Here is a 23,761-nt window from a genome sequence, read left to right as displayed (position 1 = left end):
CCCTCGGTTTGTTTTACCATGACTGCGCTTGTGATATTTCTTACCGTGTCGGCGCAGATGTAGGTATAACTCACCACCTGCTTTTTTATCTTCCCAGATATACAGATAAATGCATTCATGGCTGACAGACCGTTCACTTTCTTTGCGTAACCATCCCGTTATTTGTTCAGGACTCCACTTCTCATTAAGCTTCTGGGTAATTAAAGCTATCATTTCAGGTGTCATCTTAAGCGGTTTTCTTACACTTCTTCGGCGAAACAAAGCCCGCTCATGAGCTTGTTTGTGTCTGTAACCTCGCTTACCTGTATTTCTAGAAAGCTCTCTTGAAATCGTAGATTGCGATAAATTAGTTAGCTCAGCAATACTTTGTTGCGTAAAACCGCTTTTCTTTAGAACGGCGATCTGGCATCTTTGCGCATAGGTCAGTTGTTTGTAATGTCTCATTGTAAAATCTCTTGCCGGAGAAAAAGCAGTTAGCTTATGAGCAACTGACCACTTAATCTAGCCAAAACAAGTTATGCACTTACAATTTGAATCTAGGCTTTCAAATAATTTAACGGATGCATATTTAACAAAAGTGTTCCCTAATCAGATGCGGCTAAGCTTATTACCGATAGACTATATTTCGCCATCGCTATTTATTAAAACTGCTTCAGGAAAGAGATCTTATCCATACCGAGAATATGTTGAAGCACTCCAGTCACAATTTTATCCACTTTGTTCAAATGAAAGTATTTTAAAAAGTTGGCCTAAACCGGATTCTGCAAGGGATCTTGTTCAATTTACTCGAACTGTATTACCACATGAACTAGAGCTCGCTCAGGGAAATACAGATCTCAGTTATAAGCTTTGGAAGGGCTTTATTAACTGGGCTGAGCACAAACAAAATGGCCAAGCCTATGCAAATGTAGAGTCTTACTTGACGGTTAAAAATCGAAATATTCAGGATCAATTTAATATTTCAGATTTATTTTGCTTTAGCCCTAAAGCACAAATAAAAAGCAGACACTTAAATTGGGCAGATAAGCCTTTTTTAAAATCACAGCTTTATTCTTTGGGTATTGAAGATAAAACCAAGTTAATCGAGTTGAAGGAACGAAGGTTTAAAACAACTCAACCATGGAAGAAAACTCAAGATAACAATACATGGTTTTTAGATAATATATCCTTAATTGAATTTGGCTTTAATGCTGAAGACAGGACTTTAACTAGTTTGCCACCACTTGAATTTTTTCATTCGAGTAGTATGGTTACATTAGATGAGGCTAAAGAGGCAAGTAAATCGAATGACCTCAATCCCTCTGAGTTTATAATTAAAGAGAAAAGCAAAGAAATTAGCTCTAAAGAATCAGCCAACAAAGGTGATGAGAACACAGTTAAATACAACTTGAATAGATTATTACTGGATGTTTACACGTATGGAGATCTCTATTCAACGCTAGGAAATAGCTACCAGTATGTGTTTATAAGTAGGGCATTTGAACTCATTTTGTACTCTTTCCTTTTGGGGAAGAATGAAACTCCTACTAACAGCCTTGATAACATACTTAGCCGAAGACCTTTTTACAGTATATTTAACATCGCGCCCACTAAAACAATAATCAGTGGTGAGGATGAGGATATAGATAACATTGCAACACCAACAGTTGCTGATAATATCAGCAACATAGAAGTACTTGAAAAGCTAATAATGCAGTGGCGAAAAACACATAGTGCGTTTTTTGAAGCTATCCCGAGCGAGAAGTTACTCCCGATTTTTTCTTTTATGTTTAATAAAATATTCACTGCATTTCACTCGTTTAAATTTGAGAACTATATTGGTTCAGGTACCGTAAAAAATGAGTTTCTAACGGATCATATTAAACGTTTTGAATTGATTACTTTAAATTCTGCTTACACGGCAATGATAAAAGGAGAAGCAGTAGAAGCTAATGTAGGTGTAACAAAGAATCATGAAACAATTAGAAGTAAAAAGTTATTTAAGCAAAGAGATAGAACGCTTCACAGGAATATGGCACGTTTTAATAGTCAATTTAAAGAGCCAGAGTGTATTGAGCATCAATTTATCAGAGCTTTAGAGTTACATCCTCTTTTTGAAATTATCAAATCTGAGAGTGAAGACGGTGATGTAATTATTGAGCCAAGGATTAAGTTAGGGAAGAAAGATGATAATGAAACCGACGATAATAAAAAAGCTACCGTAAAAAAGAGAGAAAAACAACTTTATAAATTACCAAGTGAGCTAGAAAATAAAATAGAAGAATACTTTGATTTACACAGCGAACGTTATAATGGTGTAGGTTCTGGTAAACCAGTACTAAAGCCAGTTATCTCCAATGACGATAATGCAATTAAGTACTTTGAAAGTGATTTAAGCAATCAAGAAATACGTTTCGAAGAATTAAGCAATAACGGTAATAAAGCTACAAAATTTATAAAAATATTGCACGAAATTTATAAAGAAGATCAATCTAAATGATGTTATTTAGCGACTTACTACTTGCTGATGTCGCTTTTCTTTCATCGGATAAAGCCATTAAAGAGTTAAGCAAAGATGATGTGTTGGGTAAAGATTTTTCAAAGCGTCTAGCTAGTTACATACAAGATTACCAGCCTTATTTACATCGAAATTTACGTGATGAGGATGTAATTAATCAATTACATGCCTATGAGTATGATAAGCCGGATATAACTATTAATGGCGTACTTTCTCGCTTAGCTCATACTTTTTTAGAGTGGCAAGGGAGCCATTTTGAAGTTAAGCCGAGCAAATTAGAGCCGTGGCTAGAGCTTTTATCGCTTATAGATGGTACTTGGATTATTGCTCAAGCGTATAAGGATATTGCTAGGGAGTATGATTTTAGCGCCAGTGACACTATAAATGCTGTTATAACAGAGCAGTGCCCTCATGCACTGGCAAGTGAGAGGGCGGGTAAATTATTTGCAGATAATCATGTGCATTTAGGCGGCCATGGGCATACAGGGCCTTCGCTATTAAGTTTTGCGCTCTATGGCGAAACCTTACCAGATAAGAGCTGGCCTAAGCGCCCAGAATATACACTATTTGAAAGTGGCCAATATAAAAAAGAAAATTTACCGATTTGGAGCTTTCAACTTGCGGGTAAGCTGGTGGAGTACGCGTTTACTCAACCTGAAAAAACAACTAAAGTCGATTTGGACAATCCAAAATTTGAACAAGATGATTGCTTGGCGTTGTATTACTTAAGTACACAATCAGCATCGACTCTTGCTCAAAAAGCATTTTTACAGGCGCACTGCAAACCAGTTCGTTCAGATGTACGCTGGTTATTATTTTGTATTGGCGTGGTAAGTACAGAACTTAAAGACCCAACTACAGCGGCGCAATTTATCCGGGTATCAAATATACTGCGTAATTATATGATTGTATGGGGTACAGGCCTAAGCCAGTTTGTAGAATCATTTGGTTTTAATGCCCGTAAAAAACGATATCATACTTATCAAAATAATAGCCGACTAGATGGTTTAATTGCTGATATTGATTACCGAACATTACGTGAGTTTAGAGTCTCGCCAAATGTAGTTGTTAATGGCAAAGGTAAAATTGGAGTTAAAGATTTACAGCAAGGTTTAGAAGCTGCTTTAAAACATTCTCTTGCTGAAAATATCCATTTTGTTATTCATTTTTCTCGTAGTTTAAAAGGCGATTTAGTAAAGAGAGAAGATAAATATCAAGCCAATATTCGCAAATTCCTTAAACAACAAGTGAATGCATTACAAAAATTTAAAGGCTCGGTAACGTTTTCAGATACTGAAATTCAAGCATTTGATCTTAACACCTCAGTTAAACAAAATATTGACTTGCGCAAGGCTATTCGTGGCTATGACTTAGCAGGGAACGAAAATGAGCTACCAGTAGAAGTGTTTGCCCCTGCGCTTCGTGTACTTAGAAGCGCAAAACATTCTACCGCTAGTATATTTAGCAAGCGCTTTATACGACCGTTTTTAACAGTGCATTCTGGCGAAGATTACAGCCATTTACTATCAGGTTTAAGAGCCATAGACGAAGCAGTGTATTTTTGTGATTTTAAAAACGGTGATAGATTAGGGCATGCGTTAGCGCTTGGGGTTATGCCGCGAGTTTGGGCTCAAAGGCAACAAACAGCATATGTAAGTTTAGGTGATCACATTGATAATTTAGTTTGGTGTTATCAAAAGGCACTTGAAGTCATTCAAATTGCCCCGCGTTTTACTGGGGTGCTTCAGCTGATACAAGAAAAAATTAACTTCTGGTCCTTGCAACTGTATGTTGGTGAGCAAAAAAAATCTGAGAATCAACAATATACTGTAAGGGATATGCATGAAGCTTGGAAGTTACGACGTAATTGCCCAGAAACATTAAATTTAGAAACGTGTGAAAAATCACTACCGAATGTTGACCATTTGAACCCTTTATACCGTGACTGGATCATTGATTTTGATAAACAGGTTGGTGGCTCAATAACAAGCAAAGCATTTAAGTTATGGCAAAAATATGTTTTAGGCCATATTAGAGATGACGCATACTTTGCTGCACGCAAAAAGCCAGTCATTATTCATTGCCAGCCTAAGCAAGGTGAAGACCCATTTTATGTTGAGGGACATATGCAATTTGATTCAGTCTCTGCTGCGGAACTTGATCTTTATGAAGTTATTCAAGACCTACAAATGGAAAAGTATGCAGCTAAAGGCATAATCATTGAAGCTTGCCCAACCTCAAATATTTATATTGGCCGATTTGAACACTATTATGAGCACCCTATTTTTAGATGGGACCCGCCAGAGCAAGATTGGCTTAAGCACGGTGAAAAATACAATCGCTTTGGCTTGAGAAAAGGGTCAATTACAGTATGTATCAATACGGATGACGCAGCCCTAATGCCAACCACAATACAAAATGAGCACCGAGTACTCCAAAAAGCTGCTGTTGAGCATTTTAATGTGGGCGTTAATAAAGCGGAAGATTGGATAGAGCGTGTTCGTCGAAAAGGTGTAGAGATTTTTAAGGCTAATCACTTAGATTGGGTGAATAAATAGTTATTAATTAAAAAGGACCTTCGAAAACCATAAGAAACCCGCAAATTTGTTAATCCAAATTTGCGGGTTTTTTTATGGAATTTATAAAATAGAGTTTAAGAATGTCTTATTGCGCGTAGCTTCATTTTTATTGCAATCACAAGCAGGCTAAATAATGACAGCATACTTATTAACAACGTTAGATTAAGTATAGGGTTACTTGGCTCGTCGGTACTGACCGGAGAGTTGTTTGTAGTTTGCGAGTTTTGATGTTGCCTAATATAGCTTTGGCTGATCCAATCTACCGCGTTTATCCATTGTACTTTGGCGGGGTCAGTGTTGTTTAGCATCCCTATTGCGTGCTTATCGTTATCTAAGCTTTTTGAAAGTTGTATCAGTTGCTGCCAAAATTCATTTTTAGGGCCTAGGTCGTCTATTTCTTGTAGGTGCTGTTGTAATTTATCACCCCCCATCGTTTTTATATCAGCTTGTCCTGTACTTTGCGCGTAGCTATTTATTAGTGATGAAAAGCGACTAAAGTACTCATTACTTTTTTGCTGTGTAGGGTTAGCTGTTCGCTCGTTTGTTACTTTTTGTGTTGGTTGATTTAGGCTATTTTGATCAATCAAATATTGTTTATAGTTTTGGTAACTTAAGTTGTTTGTAGTTGTGTTATTTAGAGTGCCAAAGTTGTTTTTAAGTGCATTCACACTGATAACTACGCCTACTAAGGTAATAATACAAAGTGAGCAATAGCAAAAGTACAATGCGCTTTTTAAAGTGTTACGCAGTAGTTTATATTTATTATAACTTTGCTTAATAGCTGCAGCTGTATTTGGGGCTTCGTCTGTATCTAGGCGTTCATTTTGTATTGAAATACTTTTGTCGTTAGTACTTTCACTAATGTGTTTATCTGTATTTTTGTTGTGCTCAGTGAGTGCTATTTGATTATTTTGAGATTGAGAGATTACAGTAATGAGTTGAGGTTCTACTTTAGTAATCAAACCTAGCTTTTTTAGTGAGGATTCTGTTTTAACAGCATCAATACTCGATAAGTCTTTTTTTAATGCGTAAGCTTTTCCATCAAATAACTGAATAACAATATTATGAGGAATATTAAGAAGTTGGCTGAGTTGTTCTTGGGCAGAGGTAAGGTCAGTATTTTGATATAACTGACCATTAAAAACAATTTTAAATGTAGCGCTCACGTTAGTACCTTGCTTGTGTAATTCCATTTTTGGAATTTTATTTTTATTATTTGATACACCAAGCTAACTTAACAGATAAAGGGTATGCTTTCTAATGATTTGCGATTAAAAAAGCCCTAACAAACAGCGTTAAGGCTTTGGCGTGTAGCTGTTACTTTATCGTTTAGCGAGTGATTTTACAGATTGCTTTTGATCTCTTGCTGGTTGGGTTGCTTTGTCTATTAATGTTTCAAGTGGTTTATTTCGAACGCACATAAGTACTTTGTTCATTGCTTGGCATGTGCCTGTCGCTTTTTTATCATGGCCTGTGTAGCTGCAATCTTCATTAATGGCTTTTGCTTCACATGCTTCCCAAGGCGCGTTTGAACCGTGGCCTGCATGGCTTAGCGCTGAGCATGAGGCAGCAAGTAAAAAGCCAGTGGTTAGTGCTTTTATCACGTTAAATATTTTCATTAGTATCTCAGTTAATTATTTGGCCAGAATGCGAGTTATCTTGCGGTAGCACCTTTAAAACAACCAATAAACATGTTTTCAGATACATCGGCTGCATGGTAGTGGTATCCGCGTGTATCGTCGGTGTGGCCTCTACATTCGTCTAAATCAGTGGGTTCTAATCCATCTTCGTTAAGCATGCCAAATATACCAAATCCATCGAGTGCATAACCCATCATGGCGGCATGACCGTCTGATTGAATTTGTGTTTGGCTACAACCTGCTTCACCGTGGTAGTGATAACCTGCTACTAAGTTAATATGGCCAGCGCAATCATCAAAGGCTGCAATAGTGTATGCGCCTAAAATAGCCTCAACAGGCGCGGGTGCAGCAAGTACAACACCATTGAGAGCAACACCTACATTAGCGTTACCAATACTGCTATTTTGAGTGGTTGCAACAGGCGTTATTGGAATTAAAAATGATTCTGATATACCGCCATCAACATAATCAATAGAGCATTCTACGCAGTGGTTTTGGTATTGTTCTTCTACGTTTGGACGTGCAGCGCCATCACACGATTCTTGTGTGTCGGTTACATTTACAAGGCCTGTACCTTCGTCGTATAGCTGCCAATGACTATCGTTATATAATGTTGGTAGATTTAAAATAAAGTCTCCGGTTATATCGTAAACCTCACCGGTACCATCAAACCAAATACCGGCTTCGTCAGCTGTTGAGGTGATATTTTGAGGGCAAAATACACCAATCTCGTAATTTGAAGGCGCACCGGCAATATCAATTTTGTAGCATGAGGCTTCATCGCCATTACTTAGCGTACATGTTTGAGTGGTAATTGATGAAATGAGCGCATCGCTTTCAAAGTTAAAAGGGTCAACTTCTACAACAAAATCGGTTGAAGTATCTGTTGTAGTTCCCTCATCGGTGGTTGTTTCAGTTACGACGGTACTTTCAGCATCGCTACCGTTACAGGCAGCTAAACCCAGTGCGAGTATACACACTGCAAGCGGTGTCAAAATTGGTGTGTTAAATCTTCTCATCAAAAATATCCGGTAATGAAGTTGAATGTATAATATTTGTTAAATGTGCAAACAAAGTGCAAAAACAACGCAACATAATACATTGCCTGAAATAGAGGCTTATAACGCTTGCTATAGGTGTATGTTGTACCTTTTATTGTTTAAAATACTGCGACTTAAAAGTACTTAAATAGGCAGTGGAGTTTTATGGATTTTTTATTCCCCGACAGCATGTCTTTATTTTTGTTTTTATTGTTAATGATCACCGCTGGCTTTACTTCTTTTATATCTGCTGCATTTGGTGCTGGTGGCGGATTAATGCTGCTTGTTGTTATGGCGTCGTTTATGCCAATGGCAGTTGTTGTGCCTGTGCATGGTTTAGTACAGCTTGGCTCTAATGCAAATAGGTTTTTACTCAGCTTTAAGCATATTGATAAAAGCATGTTTGTATATTTTGCGTTAGGCGGCTTAGTAGGGGCGGGGTTATCAAGTTTTGTTATTGATGATATATCGCTTGATGCTATGAAGTTAGTGGTCGCTATTTTTGTTATTTATTTACTGTGGGGTAAAACGCCACCTATAAAATTAACCTCTAAGGTGTGGCGTATGGTCGCCGGTGGAATAACTACTTTTATTTCTATGTTTGTAGGGGCAAGTGGCCCATTAGTTGGTAGCTGTTTATATATAAATAATTACGAAAAGTTAAAATTTACGGCAACGTTTTCGAGCATTATGAGTGTGCAGCATTTATTAAAAGCGATAATTTATGGCGCTGTTGGTTTTAGTTTTTGGCAATGGATACCGCTTGTAATTGCCATGGTAATAAGTGGCGCTGTAGGAACTTGGTTCGGAATTAAATTACTTAAAAGGATGTCTGGGGATAAATTTAAGCATATTTTTAGGATAGTTTTAACGTTATTAACGCTACAACTTGGTTGGCAAGGTATAAAAATATTACTCCACTAATTTGCTTAGTGGAGTAAATTTAATTTTATTAAACATAAATTATTTAAGAGGATTAAATAATTCATTGCGCCAAAAAGTTACTGATATAGAGCGACTATACTGTAATTTTTTGCCTTATCGATGAATTACATATTCTTTGTAATAATTGTTCATACGTTTAATTAAATTGGTATTAAAGCTTATTTAACAGCGGCTTTAATTGGCTTGTCGCCATCAAACAACTTAAAAATGCGTTTACTAATAAATGAGTTGGTCGCAATATGTAATAATGCATTGGCTACGTTTTCGCGGCTAATTTTAGCTTCTGAACGATCACTTGGTTGCTGCGTAGTTACTTGCATTGATGCACTATCGTCAGTCAATGTACCAGGGCGAACAATGGTATAATTTAAACCACTATTTATTAGGTGCTCGTCAGCCATGTGCTTAGCAACTAAGTAAGGTTTTAAATCACCTTGAATCGAATCTGGATCGTCAGCACCAATTGAACTGACCATAATAAAGTGATTAACGCCGTGCTCTTTAGCGAATGTAGCTGCTTTTGTTGCAGCCCATAAATCAATGAGTACAGTTTTATCATCGCCTGTACTTCCACCAGAACCAGCAGCAAAAATCACTTGGTCACAGCCTTTCATTGCATCACCAAAATCGCCTTCAAGATCTTGCTCAACAATAGTTAAAAAAGAGCTGTTTAAATCGCTTAACTTATTTTTGTCACGCACTAATGCCACAACATTTTGCTCATTTTCTAAAAGTAGCTCAGTTGTCATTTTACCTATTTGTCCGCTTGCGCCAATAATTAGGGTCTTACTCATAATTAACTCCTTCCAATAAATAGTAAAAGTAATGTGCTTACAAACAGACCTTGGGGTAGGGGATTATTTTTAAAGGGTAAAGAAGAGTTTAAATGAGCTAATTTCAAAAAATACTTTAATTAAAGTGCGATGCTTAACTGAGTATTAAAATTAGCTGCTTTTGGTGTGTTTTTTTAGACCTTTTTATTCAACCATTATGCTCACTTCGGTCACATAACTACGGCGGTATAAACTAATACGGACTTTATGTTCTTGGTAATTATAAAATAAAGTGCGATATGTACTATTGCCATTTGTTTTTGAAGGTTCACCTAATTTTTGCTGATAAAAGCGAGTGATATCAGAAATTGAATCGGTTAAATAACCAGTACGTACCATTGGGTATTCGCTTGCTACATCCATCGTTGTAACAAACTCTTCAGGAAGTGGGATTTCAGTGATGTTTTGGCTGAGTGCGTTAAACGATAGAGTGCATAGCAACACTATTAAAAATGCTAAAGTTTTCATTAGAGTCCTTTGAGTAATAAATTCCTTTTATTGGTACTTATTTTACCTCAATAAGCACCAATGTCATTTAAATTTTATTACGAATTAAGTCTCGCACTATAAACCGGGCAGGGTGAATAGCTTGGCTTACACGTTCGCTTAATGGGCGGGGTTCGTTATTTAAACAACTTACGAGGTGGTCTGCACTTAGCGGTGCGCTACACAATGCGCGTGCACCAAAACCGGTAAAAATATGCAGGCCTTGTTGTGGTTTATTAAGTTGCTCATATTGGTAGCGTTTACCTAAACGTAGATTAGCAAAAGCCATTATGTAATCACTTTGCTCGCACCATTGCCCTGCCATTGGTAGGTGATCTATAAATGTGCAGCGAACAGCCGCTTTTGCCGAGTTTATATTGCCAAGGGTGGTGGCAAATTCACTTTGCTGGTAAAAGCTAAGTAGTTGCTCTTGGTTTAATTGGTTGTCGAGCGCTGTAACTTGGCGGCTTTTAGTGTTTTTTTCAAATGTGGCACCCATACAGTGATGATCTAAATAAGCCGGGGTAAAATACCCTTTATGGCATAGCACTGTTTTAAGTTTGCGTGATTGCTCACTTGCCTCAATATGTGAAACCTGACCGCGTACGCCTACTATAGGTAGCGCTTTTGTTTGCTCAAATGCATCGCTGTGCTCGCCTGCACAAATAATTACATCGCTAAAAGGGCCTAGCTGCTCATCATTCGTTAATAAAAACCAACCGTTGTCAGTTTTTTTAAGCTGCTTTATATTGCAGTTAAACACGCTTTTAGATGGGTTTATGCTATTTGCAGCGCTTAGCATAGCGTTTACTAATTGCGGCGGGTTAACCCAGCCGCCTTGTTCAAAAAACACGCCTGAATAACCTGTCGTTACGCCGGCTATTTCATCGCCTTGCTCTGCGGTTACGTTACGCATTAGCTGGGTTGGCCACAGTTGCTTTTGTGCTAAGTTTTCGTGCTTATCAGCGAGAGGTTTTTTCACTGCGTGTTGTAATACGCCGCACCAATCGTAATCAAAGCTAAAGCCGTTTTTGAGTAACTGGTTATACAAACGTTTTGCGTATAAAAAGCTATGTGCAAACAATTCACTGTGTGGCGAGTTTTTAGCTTGTAGGTGAGGGTAAATAGCGCCTTGCACATTGTGCGATGCCCCCATTGCAGGCTTTTCATCTTGGCAGAATAATTGGCTGGTTATGCCTCGTTTAGCCAAGCTGTATAAAATACAGCTACTGGCAATACCACCGCCAATGACCGCTACATTTTTTAAAGTACTGCTATCTTGATTAAAATAAGCGGGGGTTGATTGAGCGTTATTAACATGTTTAAGTTGGCCAGTAAGCATATCTTCTTTTTGATTAAAATTTTTGGCTTTTGTAGTACTAAAGCCAGCCTCTATTAATCCTCGTTGAACAAAGCCAGCGGCAGTAAAAGTCGATAAGGTTGCATTAGCTCTTGTTATATCAGCCATGGAGTTAAATAAACTTTGCTGCCACATATCAGGATTTTTACTTGGCTCAGGCCCATTTAAATACCAAGCATCAACAATTCCTGTTTGCGGATAGCTCATTGCTTGTATTGATTCAAGCGCATCACCAAAGTATAAATCGAGAACAACATTGCCATTATTAAATTCGAGCCGGTGGCATCCTTCTAAATTAATTGGGTAGTTTACTGTTAATTGCTCACTAAAATAACTTAAGGTAGGCCAAGCGGTTAATGCTTGTTTTAAGTCTGTTAATGTTAAGGGATTCTTTTCAAACGAAATATAGTGTAGGCGTTTTACGCTTTTTTCACATTCATTTTGAACTTGCATCCGCTCAAGGTGGTCTTTAAAGCGTTGCCACGTATTTAAAAAGTTTAAACCGGTGCCAAAACCGGTTTCGGCAATAACAAAATGTGATTGGTCATGATTTTGTAATCGTACATCTATATTATTTTGCTCATAGTACACATAATGCGATTGAGCTAAGCCATCGTCATTAGAAAAATAAATATCACCGGAGTCATTAGTCAAAGGTGTACCTAAATTATTAATGTGACTATGTGCGTTCTTAATCATAATTTTTTAAATTTATAGATATATTTTTAATTATTTTACGGGTTTTCTTTGTAATAGTCTGGCGTTATTTATAAGCTAGCAGTTCAGAGTACAAGTGTACGCTAGAAAGCTGACCACTTAGGTGATTAAATTCGCGTAAAATAGAATGCAATTAAGTATTAAGCTAAGGGAATTACCCATGAGAAGAGCTGTAATTACAGGTATCGGTGTTGTATCAAGCATTGGTAACAACAAAGAAGAAGTATTAGAATCGTTAAAAACGGGCAAAAGCGGTATCGCTTTTAACCAAGAATTTGCCGATTATAAGTTACGTAGTAACGTATCGGGTAAAATTGATATTGACGTTAAAGCACATGTTGACCGCAAAGCAATGCGCTTTATGGGTGATGCTGCTGCATATTCTTATATTTCGATGACTCAAGCAATTGAAGACTCAGGTTTGTCTGACGACCAAGTATCAAATGAGCGCACGGGTATTATTGTTGGCTCTGGCGGTGGTTCGTCTAAATGGCAGGTAGAAGCTGCTGATATTTTACGTGAAAAAGGCGTAAAACGTGTAGGGCCTTATATGGTTCCACGTACTATGGCGAGCACTACATCTGCTTGTTTAGCAACACCCTTTAAAATTAAAGGTGTTAACTACTCAATTAGCTCTGCATGTGCAACATCTGCGCATTGTATTGGTAATGCAGTAGAACAAATTCAATTAGGTAAGCAAGATGTTGTATTTGCTGGTGGCGGTGAAGAACTACACTGGACATTGGCAATGGAATTTGACGCTATGGGCGCACTTTCTACTAAGTACAACGAAACACCAGAAAAAGCGTCTCGTACATACGATGCAAATCGCGATGGTTTTGTTATATCTGGCGGCGGCGGTATTGTTGTAGTTGAAGAACTTGAACATGCACTTGCACGTGGCGCGCACATTTACGCTGAAATTGTTGGTTACGGTGCAACATCAGATGGCTACGACATGGTTGCTCCATCTGGCGAAGGTGCAGCACGTTGTATGCGCCAAGCTATGCAAGATGTAGATAGCATTGATTACCTAAATACGCACGGCACATCAACGCCTGTAGGCGATGTTAAAGAGCTAGGTGCGATTCAAGAAGTGTTTGGTGGTAAGTCACCAATGATCAGCGCTACTAAAGCAATGACGGGTCATGCCCTCGGTGCTGCAGGTGTTCACGAAGCTATTTTCTCATTATTGATGCTAGAGCACAGCTTTGTAGCGCCTTCAATTAATATTGATGAGCTAGATGAACAAGCAAAAGGTTTAGATATTATTACTGAGCGTCGTGACGTTGAGTTAAATACTGTAATGTCTAATAGCTTTGGCTTTGGTGGCACAAACGCGACTTTAGTTATGAGTAAGTACAAAGGTTAATTTGAGCTTATAAGCCCTAAATATGTAAACACATATCTGGGCTAAATAGCTTAAAACAAAAAAGGAAAGCCGAGGCTTTCCTTTTTTATTATCGAAAGTTAAATTAACCTTCGTTATGTTCTTTACGCGCTTGCTCAATTTCGTCAGCAATATCTTGCGCTTTCTGCTTAGTTTTCTCAGTTAACTCGCCAGCAGCTTCTTTGCTTTTAATCCATGCATCAACCGCAATCTCTTTGCCGTCGTCGTACATGTCTAAGCCCATTGTTTTACTTTGCTCTAATAGCTCGTTTAAAGACTCATCATTTTTAAGATCGTTAGTTGTCTCTTTAACGTCGTTCCATGCATCACCAAGCTTTTCTTGCATTTGTGCGCTTTTATCTTTTGCATCTTCTTTTACTTCGTTGGCATCTTCACAACCAGTTAATGTAATTAAAGTGCCTAATAAAGCTAAACCTGCTAATTTATTCATGTGCTATCTCCTTTAGAGACTGATAATTAATTCGAGGCAGACTATACAACAATGAAAATGAACGCCCCCGTAACAAAACGATTAAATTTTAAATTAATGAATGAGCACGATTGGCCTCAATTATTTGAACTCGACCAAGACCCCGCCGTAATGCAGTATTTAACGCGAGGTGTACCTACCTCTTTAGAGCAAATAAAAAATGAGGGAGTGCCTCGTATGCTCGCATATAGAAATGAGCTAAAAGGCTGGGGGCTGTGGAGTATCACTCTAAAGCAAACCAATACATTTATTGGCTGGGTATTAATAAGACCTATGAATTTCTTTAGTGATGCACCAAATTACAGCGATATTGAAATAGGTTGGCGCTTTAAACAAGCGAGTTGGGGGCATGGTTATGCAACCGGGGCGGCTTTAGCATTATGTGATGAACTCATTAAGCAAGATGACGTTAAGGCGATAAGCGCAACTGCACTAAAAGATAATACGGCCTCTATAACAATAATGAAAAAGTTAGGCCTGCAATTTATAAAAAATTATACACATACAGATGAGCAAGGCGACTTACCCGCGGTACTTTATTCAAAAAACGTTTGAAGATGATTAAATATCAACAGCATAAAGATTGACCTGTCCTTAAGTGACGTGCATTAATATGGGCAACAAAAATAATAAATTAAGGATGTTGTATGGGATTGTTTTTTTCACCACGTAAATTAATCGTCAAAAGTGTACTGGTTTTACAGTTCACTACTTTTAGTGTTTTGGCGCAGCCTTTAGCGCAAAGCGCGGTCGCAATGCCAGACTCGTTCAGTGCGGATGCTGCTCAAAGTATATTAGAGCAAGGCGGTAATGCTGTTGATGCAGCTATTACGGCACAATTTGTACTTGCAGTGACGCTTCCTGAAGCTGGAAATATTGGCGGCGGGGGATTTATGCTTATTCAAAAAGATGGCAAAGGCGATTTTATAGATTATCGCGAAACAGCGCCAACAGCGGCTCATCGTGATATGTATTTAGATGAGCAAGGTAATGTTATTGCAAACAAATCAATATATGGCATTCACGCAAGCGGTGTACCTGGCAGTGTAGCGGGTATGTGGCTTGCCCATCAAAAGCATGGCACTTTAAAGTGGGAAGCACTAGTACAGCCTGCTGTAACGTTTGCTGAGCAAGGGTTTGTAGTTCCGCCTAAGTTAGCAAAAGGTGTGAGTAATTATATAGCCCATCTAAAAGAGCAAAAAATAAATGTAAACTTTGAAAAATATTTTGCTGATGTAAAAGCCAATAAAATCTTTAAGCAACCAGAGTTAGCGGCAACGCTAAAGCGTATTCGTGATAACGGCCAAGATGGATTTTATAAAGGAGAAACTGCAAATATTATTGCTAAATTTATGCACCAGCATGGTGGTATTATTAATCAAGATGATTTAAAAGGTTACACCGCTAAATCACGTATACCTATTAAAGCGAGTTGGAATGGTTATGAAGTACTTACTTCGCCACCGCCGAGTTCAGGTGGTATTGCTATTTTACAGTGGCTCAAAATGTATGAGTCACAAAAACCAGATGCGGGCTTAGCGCATAACTCGACTCAGTATGTGCACTTACTTTCTGAAATAGGTAAACGTGTATTTGCAGATAGAGCAGAGTATTTAGGCGACCCTGATTTTTTTGATGTTCCAGTAAACGCGTTAACTAATATTAACTACCTCAAAGAGCGCAGTAATGGCATTTCGTTAACCGCTATCTCGACTACCGAAAATATTAAACCGGGCCTTAAAGAAAGTGAGCAAACTACGCACTTTTCAATTGTTGATAAAATGGGTAACGCTGTAGCAAATACCACCACAATAAACTTAGGGTTTGGTAGCGGTGTCGTTGTTGAAGGTGCGGGATTTATTTTAAATGATGAAATGGACGACTTTAGCGCCAAACCAGGCGTTATGAATGTGTTTGGTGCAATAGGCGGTAAAGCTAACGAAATACAGCCACACAAGCGTATGTTGAGTTCTATGACACCTACAATACTACTTAAAGACAACACCGTTAAAATGGTGACAGGCTCGCCTGGTGGCACAACCATTATTAGCTCTGTGTACGAATCTATCTTAAATGCGATAGAGTTTGATATGACTGCAGAGCAGGTTGTAAATAGCCCTCGTTTTCATCATCAATTGTGGCCTAAAAATATAATTAGAACGCACATTGGTTTAACCGATAGCGTAAAAGCAGAACTCACCAAAATGGGTTACACCATAGACGAGAATCACTTTGGTGACTTACACGTTATTATTAATAAAGAGGGTCAATTAGATGCCGCTTCTGAAGCATCAGGGCGCGGTAAATCAATTGTTTTTTAAATAAAAAAACACCGCGCTAAAAAGCGCGGTGTTTAAAATAATAAAAACTTATTGAGTATCAATTAAATCTTCAACACCCACTATTAGCCATGGAGCATCGTCTGAAATTAGGCGCTCTAAGTGCCAAATTTCTAAAATAGGATGTTCTTTTTTATCGCCTAAATCACGGTACTTACCTTTAAAGCGAGCACTAACCTGCCACGATTGCGCATTTGTATCTGCACGCACAAGTTCGGCATCAATAAACATTACTTCAGTGTCTACACTCTGTATAGCTTCACGATCAGCTTTAAACTCGGCAACAAGCGCAGGGCTTAAGTATTCAGCCATTGTGGTGTAATCGGCATTATTCCATGCAGTTTGTAGCGTATGGTAATGACTACGGGCACCTTGCAAAAAGCCATTAACGTCAAAGTTAGGTGGTAAATTAAAAGGGACACTTTCATCTTGTGGGGCGCTGTTAGCAAAGCCTGTACTTGTTGGTTGCTCGATAGGTGCTTGTTTAAAAGCATTTTGCTGAGCACTTGTACCTGCACTGGCATTTGCAAGTTGTGGGGCACGATTAGTACGTAAAAAGCCTGTTACTAGCTTAAATAAAATAAATAGTCCGCCAGCTAATAAAATCATTTCTAATAGCTTAAAACCTTCAAAATCGTCGCCTAACATTGCTGCAATTAAGCCACCCGCTAAAAGACCACCCAAAACGCCAGCCATAATGCCTTTTTTATTTGATGTGGCTTTAGGTGCTGCTGTTGGGGTTGTTGTATCTGCTTTTTGCTTTTGTGCTGTTTGTTGTGTTGCAGGAGTTTGTCCACGTTTGCTACTGCCAAACTTTTTACGTGCGTGTGCATCAAAACTGGCAGTACATAATAATGCCAATAATGAAAAAATAACGATGATGTTCTTCATGAAATTCCCTAATTAAAATCGAGCCGCGATTATAATTTACTTTCTTAAGGAGTTTAATTAATTACTTTAAAAATCAGAGGTTTTAGGTATAAAAGAAAAGGTTTGTTGGTGGGTACATAATCAAAAAACCGCTTAGTAGGGACTAAGCGGTAAATTTGTTTATTTTAAAGCCAACGAATAGCGCCAGTAACGCGTTCGTTATAAGTATTTAGAGGTGCTCCAACACTTGCCACTAAAATAGTATCTGCTTGTGAGCCTCGGTTAATATGACCTTCAAAGCGCTCGTCTTTGAAATTACCATCGCCAAAACCAAATGATTTATTTTCAGAAGGCACTATAAATACCGTCATAGGACCAAAGTCAGACTCAAATATCAAATGTAGCCCTTTTTCGCCTTTAAAATCACAAAACATAGCGTAAGTTACATCACCAGGAAGCTCATCAAGATGACCACCTAATACTGCAAGCTTGTCGTTAACGCTTTGTAGGCTAATGGGCTCTTTTTTATCAAGCGCACTAATTTCGTAGTACACATGGGCAAGCGCATGCTCACCCGCTTCGTGTGCAATATTTTGCTCTGTACTAAAAAAGAAGGCACTAATAGCCACTACAAAAGATGCTGCTAATGCAAGATGCACGCGGTCAAGCTTAAAACGCGAACGGGCATCAACTACATTTTTTCCTGTTGCTTGCTCTTCTTGTAGTGCTTTTTCTTTTAACGATGTGTTTAAAAGAATGCGGTCTGCAAGGTTTTCAGGCACAGGTATATCTAAAGAGTCTTGAATAAATTTATCAAAATCTTTCATATCGTTAATAAAACTTTGTCGCTCTGGGTTATTGTTAGCAAACTCCATGAGCTCCTTGTCAATGTCGTTTGGCTGCGCAATAGTGCGGCGACGAAACTCAAGTTCATCCATTATTTTGATGCCCCTTTAAGTTGTTCATCATCACGGCTTAAAGCCTCTTTAAGTTGATTTCGGGCACGGTATAAACGAGTCATTACCGTGTTTTTATTTAAATTAAGTATGCCTGCGATCTCTTCGCCAGAGCAGCCCATTACAACTTGTAGTAATAATGGCTCTCGGTATTCATCAGATAACAGGGCAATCTGGCGTTGGATAACCGTTTGCTCCATTTCATCATCTAATGAGTGGCTGGTTTCATCAACAAGCGTATCGTTTTCTACGTCGCTGTAATCAAACTGTTTACGTTCAAATCGGCGCGCATTTTCTCTTCGTAATATAGTAAGCAGCCAGGGTTTAGCTGCCTTTTGATCAAGTAAAGAGTCGAGAGAACGCCACGCGCGTAAAAACGTTTCTTGTACTAAATCATCTGCTATGTGCGGATCACGGCATAACCAATAAGCAAAGCGATAAAGCTCTTTATTGTAAACGTGGACCAAGGCTTCATAACGCTTTTGTTTCTCTGCCATATCGATTAAGACCTGATTGTTTGATTTTTTCTTTCCAAGCATAAGCACTTTTTTAATTAAAAATTATTAGTTATTGCAAAAAAAGACCTGAGTATCGTAGTTATTAATCATAAAGGTCTTTTAATACAGCTTGTTGCGACTTTGATGCCTGAGTTTGATAGTTCTCAAGAATTTTAATAATAGCATTAAGATCCGTGTTTGCGCCTTTATTACTGTAAAGTTGTGCCTGCAATTGGCTAATGAGACCATTAAGCTCGCTGCTGTTTACGCGGATGCAGAGCTCATCAATCGCGCCAACATTTTTATGGGTCACCTTTACAGAAAAGTTATTTAATGCGGTGTAAAAGGCTTTCACATCGTGTGTTTTGGCTAATGCTTTAAGCTCATTTAAGCTTGGCTGAGAAGTACCACGGGTGTTTAGCTGTAAATTTTCAGTCGTATTTTTAGTAGAACGGGTCATTAAGTAAAAAATTACAGTACCAATCCATAAAATATACCCTAAAGCGGCAACAACTATTAACCAAAGAGGAGTATCACTTTTAGTTTCAATAGGTTGTGTACCAGTTGCTTGATTCGAAATATTTTCAATAGCAGGTAAATTGTTTGGGTTTGATTGTGGGTTTGCCACGGCGGTATTAGGTGCGGTACTACTTGGCGTTACCGTTATAGTGCGCTTTGGTAATGTAGCTACGCTAATACGGTTCATTTTAGTATTAAACCAAGGCAGCTGTATTTCAGGTAAAGTGTAAGTACCTGGTTTTTGCGGCAATAATGCATACGATGCAGTTTGCTGCGATACAACGCGTCCGTCACGTACTGCATTGTTATTTTCTTTTTTATCAGGGTAGCTGCGTATGCCATCAATGGTAGGCATAGAGATTTCAGGTAATTGCTCTTTTGTAACCCCAAGCGCTGTAAGTGTAATAGTACGTGTTATAGGCGTACCTACTTCTACGGTGTTGTCGTTAGGTTGCCATTCTTCATCAAGACTAACCAGCTCGCTTGGTAACCATGCACCTTTATAGTCACTCGGAATTGGTTTGATTTCTACTTGCTGATCGTCGCCAAGAGCTGATACTTCTAATTGACGATAATTTTGTTGTACTCGCCCTTGAAAAGCGGGGCCTGCAATAGTGTACGCACCACTTTTTTGTGGCTGAATCAAATACTCGCGAGTAATAACAAGGTAGCGTTTACCATCAACAAGCTCATAGCTTTCAGTTTGCTTACCCAATTGGGTTAGCTGAGCATCTTCCATACTTGGTGTGCTTAAGCTGCCATCAAGCAGTTCTTTCGCAAGGTAAAGCTTAATAGTGTAAACACCGGCTTCTTGGACAAACAATGAATTACTCGAGAGCGACGTTTTTAAAAATATTTCGTTATTTTTATCTGCATCAACTGAGCGTTTTGCCACTTTTAATTTAATAGGCTGTGAGGTTAACCCTGCAACGCTAAATGCCGGAATAGTGTAATCACCCTCTGCACGGGTCATTAATTTAACTGACCACGTGGTTTGTTTATTAATGCTGCCATTAATAATGTTGGTACGAGAACTTAAGCTTGTTGGGCCTACCACAAAGTCTTTTAACAGCGATGAGGTGTCTGGTTGCTCGCCCTTAACTGTATCGTCTACGGATATATTAAGCATAAAAAATTCACCCGCTAAAACAGGGTTTTTATCTACGCTGGCTTCTAATTTGGTGGCAGCCCACGAAGGCATCGCACTTAATAGCAATAAACAGCAAAATAATCGCATTACCATGATTTTTCGACTCCTGTAGGGCGACGTTTATATTGTCTTTTTTGGGCTTCTAATTGCATTTTATTCCGTAATAAAATAGCCGGATCGTCCGGGACTTTTCTAAGTAGTTGATTAAGCTGTTGTGCTTTTTCTTTTTCTTCATTAGTGAGCTCACTTGCTTGGGCTTGCATAGCTTGTTGCTGAGCACTTTGTTTTTGCTCATCAGTAGCAGGTTGCTCACTCATTGTTTGTGGCTTACTTTGTTGCTGCTCGTCTTGAGGCTGGTCAGCGTCTTTATTTTGCCCTTGCTCACTTTGTGGCTGAGCTTGCATATCAGGTTCATTTTGCTTGTCTGATTGCTCACCAGGCTCACCTTGTTGATCTTTTGATTGTTCAGACTCTTTATCTGATTCTTTATCTGATTCTTTATCAGATTTTTCATCGCTTGAGCTTTGACTTTCGTTTTCGCCTTTTTCAGAATCGCTTTTATCACCATTTTGTTGCTTATCCTGTTTTGACTCATCAGAATTTTGCCCTTGGTTTTGCTCATCTTTTTTCTGGCTATCATCTTGGTCTTGAGAGTCGTCGCCGTCGCTTTGCTGATCTTGCTGGTTTTGTTGCTCTTGTTGATTGAGTAATTGTTCAACTAAAGCTTGGTTGTCAGTTGCTTGTGTAAAGTCGTCTTGTAAGGTTTGGGCTTGTTTGTAGGCTTCAATGGCGTCCTCAAGCTTGCCAGCTTTGGCGAGGGCATTACCGTAGTTGTATAAACCGGTAGCCGACTTATCATTACTAAACTCATTAAGTGCAGCATCAAAATTACCTTGCTGGTAAAGCGCCGCGCCTTTTAACTCACTCGATTGCGCCTGTGTTGCTGCATCGTATTCTTTATTATTGTAAGCCTCTAATGCACGTTGATCTGCATTTTGCAAAAGAGTAGGGAGCTCTACGGCATACGCATTTTGCTGCGGTAAAAAACCAAAAGCTAAAAATGCGCCTAACAAGGCAGCGCGTCTAAATAAATACAAACCAAATGGCAGTAATAACAAGAGTCCGTATATACCTGCATCTATTCGCCAAAGTGCGTGGCTTTGTTTTTCGTCTTTCAATAATTCACTCTGTGCATTTGGGGCAAACGTATTTATGTCGTTATTACTAGGCTGGTAACTAGCAAATTTACCACCACTGCTCGATGCTAAATTTTTAAGCTGACTGGCATTGAGAGTAGGTACTACAATTTGGCCGTATCTGTCTTTCAAAAAACCACCTTCAGGTAACTTAATTGGAGCGCCTTGAGCGGTACCCACGCCATATATATTTAATCTATATTGGGTGTTACTGGTAAAGCTACTCACGTCGCTTTGTTCTTGCTGGTCAATACCGTCGGTCACTAAAATAATGTCGCCATCAATATAACCCGCTTGCGTTAATAGCTCTTTGGCCATATCAAGACCGGCTAAAACGTTTGAGCCTTTGTCTGGCATTATTTCAGGGCTTAAGCTTGGAATTAAATTACTGAGTGTTGTGGCGTCGTTTGTTAGCGGCGATATTATATAGGCTGTGCCTGCGTAAGCTACAAGCGCGGTATCACCTTCTCTAAATAGCTCAATCATATCAAGCGCTTTAAAGCGTGATTGCATTAAACGATTTGGTAAAATATCGGTGCTGTACATTGAGTACGACATATCCATAACAATTACACGGGCACTTTTACTTTGAAATACAGGAACTTGTTTTTTCTCAAAGCTAGGCCCAGCACTAAATAAAATGCCAAGGCTGCAAAACAAAGCAACTAACCAAAGTGGCTGGCTGGCTTTAGTGTTTGCTTCGCTCATTATAAATTGTGCTAAATGCGGTGCAATTAGCTGCTCACTGGTGGTTTTTTTATGCTTAATTAAGGCGACAAAAAATAATGCCACAGCAGGTATGAGTAACCATAAAAGAGCGGGGCGAATAAATTCAAAATCCATTAGTTTGGCTCCTTTAATGCACGCAGTGTACTCAGCATTACTTTTAAGCTAATAAGTAAAATAGCGATAAGTAACGGGTAGTAAAATAATGAGCTTTGTGGGCGAAATGTTTGTTCATCAGCGCTAATAGGTTCAAGTTTATCAAGCTCTGCATAAATTTGTTGAAGGCCTGCTACATCTTTGGCCCTAAAGTATAATCCGCCAGTTTGCTCGGCAATCTTTTTAAGTAAGCTTTCATCTAAACTACTGCCACTAGAGCCACCCATATTAAAGAGGCTAAAGCCGCGCGGATTATCTGAGCCAACGCCAATGGTGTACACTTTAATACCTTCCTCGCGGGCTAGCAGTAGTGCATCTTCTGGGTTTAAATTGCCCGCGGTATTTTGTCCGTCGGTTAATAGCACCACAATACGGTTACTCTCATCTTTATTGGCAAAGCGTTTTACCGAAAGACCCAATGCATCACCAATGGCTGTTGCGCGTCCTACTAAACCAATTTGCGCTTCACTGAGCATTTTACTTACTGTTTTAACGTCGCGCGTGAGCGGGGTTTGTAAAAACGCGGTGTCGCCAAATAATATCAGCCCAAGCCTGTCGCCTTGACGCTGCTCTATAAAATCACTGAGTACGGCTTTTACCATGGTAAGGCGGTCAACATATTGGCCATTGTAAGCCATGTCTTGTTCGGTCATTGAGCCTGATAAGTCAACTGCTAACATTATATCGCGCCCTTCATTTGGTAATGAGATTGGCTCATCTAACCATGTTGGATTGGCAGCGGCAGTAACAAGTAATAACCAAATTACCCACTCGAAAGGATTTAAACGTCGTGCGTGTGGCTCAATGCTTTGACTGGTTAAATTGTGCTTTGCAAAACTGGGTATACGTAAACGCGTACTGGCATTACTTGCTGCGGGTTTTAATAGTAAAAGTAATAAAGGTAAGGGTATTAATAAAAATAACCATGGCCAGCTAAATTCAAACATTTACTGACTCCTTTATTTTAAATTGCTTAATACCTTGGCGAAATTTTTCGCACAGTGTTGTATCTTTTTGGCTGGGGTTATACAAGCTTAGTATTTCTTGTTCTGTAAAGCTCAAACCGGTGAGTGTATTAAGTGTTGTGCACCATTTAGAGGTAGATTGCGCAGCAAGGCGCTTGTCGTAATATTCAATCACTAAACGTTTTAAAATAATATGCAGTTGCTGAGGATTTTGCTCACTTTGGCTCAATTGTATTGCGTAGCGTTTAGGCTTTTTAAATTTATGTTTTTTGTAAAATATATAAATAGCTGCGCACAGTGCTAAAAACAGCAGTGCAATAATAACCCACCAAGCAGGGGCGAGTGGCCACCAATTAACTTGGCTTGGCGCTATTATATCGTGCAGGCCATCGAGTGGATTGGTTTGCATG

General features: G+C 38.8%; 21 protein-coding genes. 6 read left to right on the top strand and 15 right to left on the bottom strand.

What is annotated here, in order from left to right; all coding sequences use genetic code 11:
* The coding region (locus L659_RS0119970; protein ID WP_024589301.1) for an IS30 family transposase at nucleotides 1-444 on the bottom strand (444 nt) is incomplete at its 3' end.
* 73 nt (nucleotides 445-517) lie between these two features.
* Here L659_RS0119970 and L659_RS0119965 point away from each other — a divergent pair.
* Nucleotides 518-2,479: a hypothetical protein gene (locus L659_RS0119965; RefSeq protein WP_024591662.1), complete on the top strand. Its 1,962-nt coding sequence runs from the start codon at nucleotides 518-520 to the stop codon at nucleotides 2,477-2,479.
* Entirely contained in the window at nucleotides 2,476-5,055 is a 2,580-nt protein-coding gene (gene rdrB, locus L659_RS0119960) for an antiviral RADAR system adenosine deaminase RdrB (RefSeq protein WP_024591661.1), read from the top strand. The genes L659_RS0119965 and rdrB overlap by 4 nt, the downstream gene beginning before the upstream one ends.
* A 95-nt stretch (nucleotides 5,056-5,150) precedes the next feature.
* Here rdrB and L659_RS0119955 read toward each other — a convergent pair whose 3' ends face one another.
* The 3 genes from L659_RS0119955 to L659_RS0119945 form a co-directional block, all read right to left on the bottom strand.
* On the bottom strand, nucleotides 5,151-6,242 hold the full coding sequence (locus L659_RS0119955; protein WP_231388456.1) for a hypothetical protein: 1,092 nt from the start codon (nucleotides 6,240-6,242) through the stop codon (nucleotides 5,151-5,153).
* Nucleotides 6,243-6,398: 156 nt separating this feature from the next.
* On the bottom strand, nucleotides 6,399-6,695 hold the full coding sequence (locus tag L659_RS0119950) for a hypothetical protein (protein ID WP_024591659.1): 297 nt from the start codon (nucleotides 6,693-6,695) through the stop codon (nucleotides 6,399-6,401).
* A 35-nt stretch (nucleotides 6,696-6,730) separates the two neighbouring features.
* Nucleotides 6,731-7,735 (bottom strand): YHYH protein, encoded by a 1,005-nt coding sequence (locus tag L659_RS0119945; RefSeq protein WP_024591658.1) that lies wholly within the window; start codon nucleotides 7,733-7,735, stop codon nucleotides 6,731-6,733.
* 186 nt (nucleotides 7,736-7,921) lie between these two features.
* Between L659_RS0119945 and L659_RS0119940 the strand changes: the two genes are divergently transcribed.
* On the top strand, nucleotides 7,922-8,680 hold the full coding sequence (locus L659_RS0119940; RefSeq protein WP_024591657.1) for a sulfite exporter TauE/SafE family protein: 759 nt from the start codon (nucleotides 7,922-7,924) through the stop codon (nucleotides 8,678-8,680).
* A gap of 179 nt (nucleotides 8,681-8,859) precedes the next feature.
* Here the strand turns inward: L659_RS0119940 and L659_RS0119935 are convergent, their stop codons facing one another.
* From L659_RS0119935 to mnmC, 3 genes are all read right to left on the bottom strand, one after another.
* Entirely contained in the window at nucleotides 8,860-9,495 is a 636-nt protein-coding gene (locus tag L659_RS0119935) for an NAD(P)-binding oxidoreductase (RefSeq protein WP_024591656.1), read from the bottom strand.
* A 183-nt stretch (nucleotides 9,496-9,678) separates the two neighbouring features.
* On the bottom strand, nucleotides 9,679-10,002 hold the full coding sequence (locus L659_RS0119930; RefSeq protein ID WP_024591655.1) for a hypothetical protein: 324 nt from the start codon (nucleotides 10,000-10,002) through the stop codon (nucleotides 9,679-9,681).
* A 67-nt stretch (nucleotides 10,003-10,069) separates the two neighbouring features.
* Complete coding sequence (gene mnmC, locus L659_RS0119925; RefSeq protein ID WP_024591654.1) at nucleotides 10,070-12,079, bottom strand: bifunctional tRNA (5-methylaminomethyl-2-thiouridine)(34)-methyltransferase MnmD/FAD-dependent 5-carboxymethylaminomethyl-2-thiouridine(34) oxidoreductase MnmC; 2,010 nt, start codon at nucleotides 12,077-12,079, stop codon at nucleotides 10,070-10,072.
* A 178-nt stretch (nucleotides 12,080-12,257) separates the two neighbouring features.
* Between mnmC and fabB the strand changes: the two genes are divergently transcribed.
* A complete protein-coding gene (fabB, locus tag L659_RS0119920; protein ID WP_024591653.1) occupies nucleotides 12,258-13,469 on the top strand; it encodes a beta-ketoacyl-ACP synthase I in 1,212 nt (403 codons plus the stop codon).
* A 103-nt stretch (nucleotides 13,470-13,572) separates the two neighbouring features.
* Here fabB and L659_RS0119915 read toward each other — a convergent pair whose 3' ends face one another.
* A complete protein-coding gene (locus L659_RS0119915; protein ID WP_024591652.1) occupies nucleotides 13,573-13,938 on the bottom strand; it encodes a hypothetical protein in 366 nt (121 codons plus the stop codon).
* 51 nt (nucleotides 13,939-13,989) lie between these two features.
* Between L659_RS0119915 and L659_RS0119910 the strand changes: the two genes are divergently transcribed.
* Nucleotides 13,990-14,532 (top strand): GNAT family N-acetyltransferase, encoded by a 543-nt coding sequence (locus L659_RS0119910; RefSeq protein WP_024591651.1) that lies wholly within the window; start codon nucleotides 13,990-13,992, stop codon nucleotides 14,530-14,532.
* Nucleotides 14,533-14,624: 92 nt separating this feature from the next.
* Entirely contained in the window at nucleotides 14,625-16,298 is a 1,674-nt protein-coding gene (gene ggt / locus L659_RS0119905) for a gamma-glutamyltransferase (RefSeq protein WP_024591650.1), read from the top strand.
* 48 nt (nucleotides 16,299-16,346) lie between these two features.
* On the opposite strand, the gene L659_RS0119900 is transcribed toward ggt, so the two are convergent.
* From L659_RS0119900 to L659_RS0119870, 7 genes are all read right to left on the bottom strand, one after another.
* Nucleotides 16,347-17,207 (bottom strand): Tim44 domain-containing protein, encoded by an 861-nt coding sequence (locus L659_RS0119900; protein ID WP_024591649.1) that lies wholly within the window; start codon nucleotides 17,205-17,207, stop codon nucleotides 16,347-16,349.
* Nucleotides 17,208-17,371: 164 nt separating this feature from the next.
* Nucleotides 17,372-18,124: a DUF3379 family protein gene (locus tag L659_RS0119895; RefSeq protein ID WP_024591648.1), complete on the bottom strand. Its 753-nt coding sequence runs from the start codon at nucleotides 18,122-18,124 to the stop codon at nucleotides 17,372-17,374.
* Nucleotides 18,124-18,681 (bottom strand): sigma-70 family RNA polymerase sigma factor, encoded by a 558-nt coding sequence (locus L659_RS0119890; RefSeq protein WP_032827217.1) that lies wholly within the window; start codon nucleotides 18,679-18,681, stop codon nucleotides 18,124-18,126. The genes L659_RS0119895 and L659_RS0119890 overlap by 1 nt, the downstream gene beginning before the upstream one ends.
* A 61-nt stretch (nucleotides 18,682-18,742) precedes the next feature.
* A complete protein-coding gene (locus L659_RS0119885; protein WP_024591647.1) occupies nucleotides 18,743-20,401 on the bottom strand; it encodes a BatD family protein in 1,659 nt (552 codons plus the stop codon).
* The gene (locus L659_RS0119880; protein WP_024591646.1) at nucleotides 20,395-22,347 is read right to left on the bottom strand and encodes a VWA domain-containing protein; all 1,953 of its coding nucleotides are present in this window, start codon (nucleotides 22,345-22,347) and stop codon (nucleotides 20,395-20,397) included. Before L659_RS0119880 ends, L659_RS0119885 begins: the two co-directional genes overlap by 7 nt.
* Complete coding sequence (locus L659_RS0119875; RefSeq protein WP_024591645.1) at nucleotides 22,347-23,333, bottom strand: vWA domain-containing protein; 987 nt, start codon at nucleotides 23,331-23,333, stop codon at nucleotides 22,347-22,349. The genes L659_RS0119880 and L659_RS0119875 overlap by 1 nt, the downstream gene beginning before the upstream one ends.
* Entirely contained in the window at nucleotides 23,326-23,760 is a 435-nt protein-coding gene (locus L659_RS0119870; RefSeq protein ID WP_004335624.1) for a DUF4381 domain-containing protein, read from the bottom strand. Before L659_RS0119870 ends, L659_RS0119875 begins: the two co-directional genes overlap by 8 nt.
* Between the last annotated feature and the right edge of the window lies 1 nt (nucleotide 23,761).

It is taken from the genome of Pseudoalteromonas sp. S8-8 (assembly GCF_000497875.1).
Lineage (GTDB): Bacteria > Pseudomonadota > Gammaproteobacteria > Enterobacterales > Alteromonadaceae > Pseudoalteromonas > Pseudoalteromonas arctica.
This window is presented reverse-complemented; position numbering and strand designations above follow the sequence as displayed.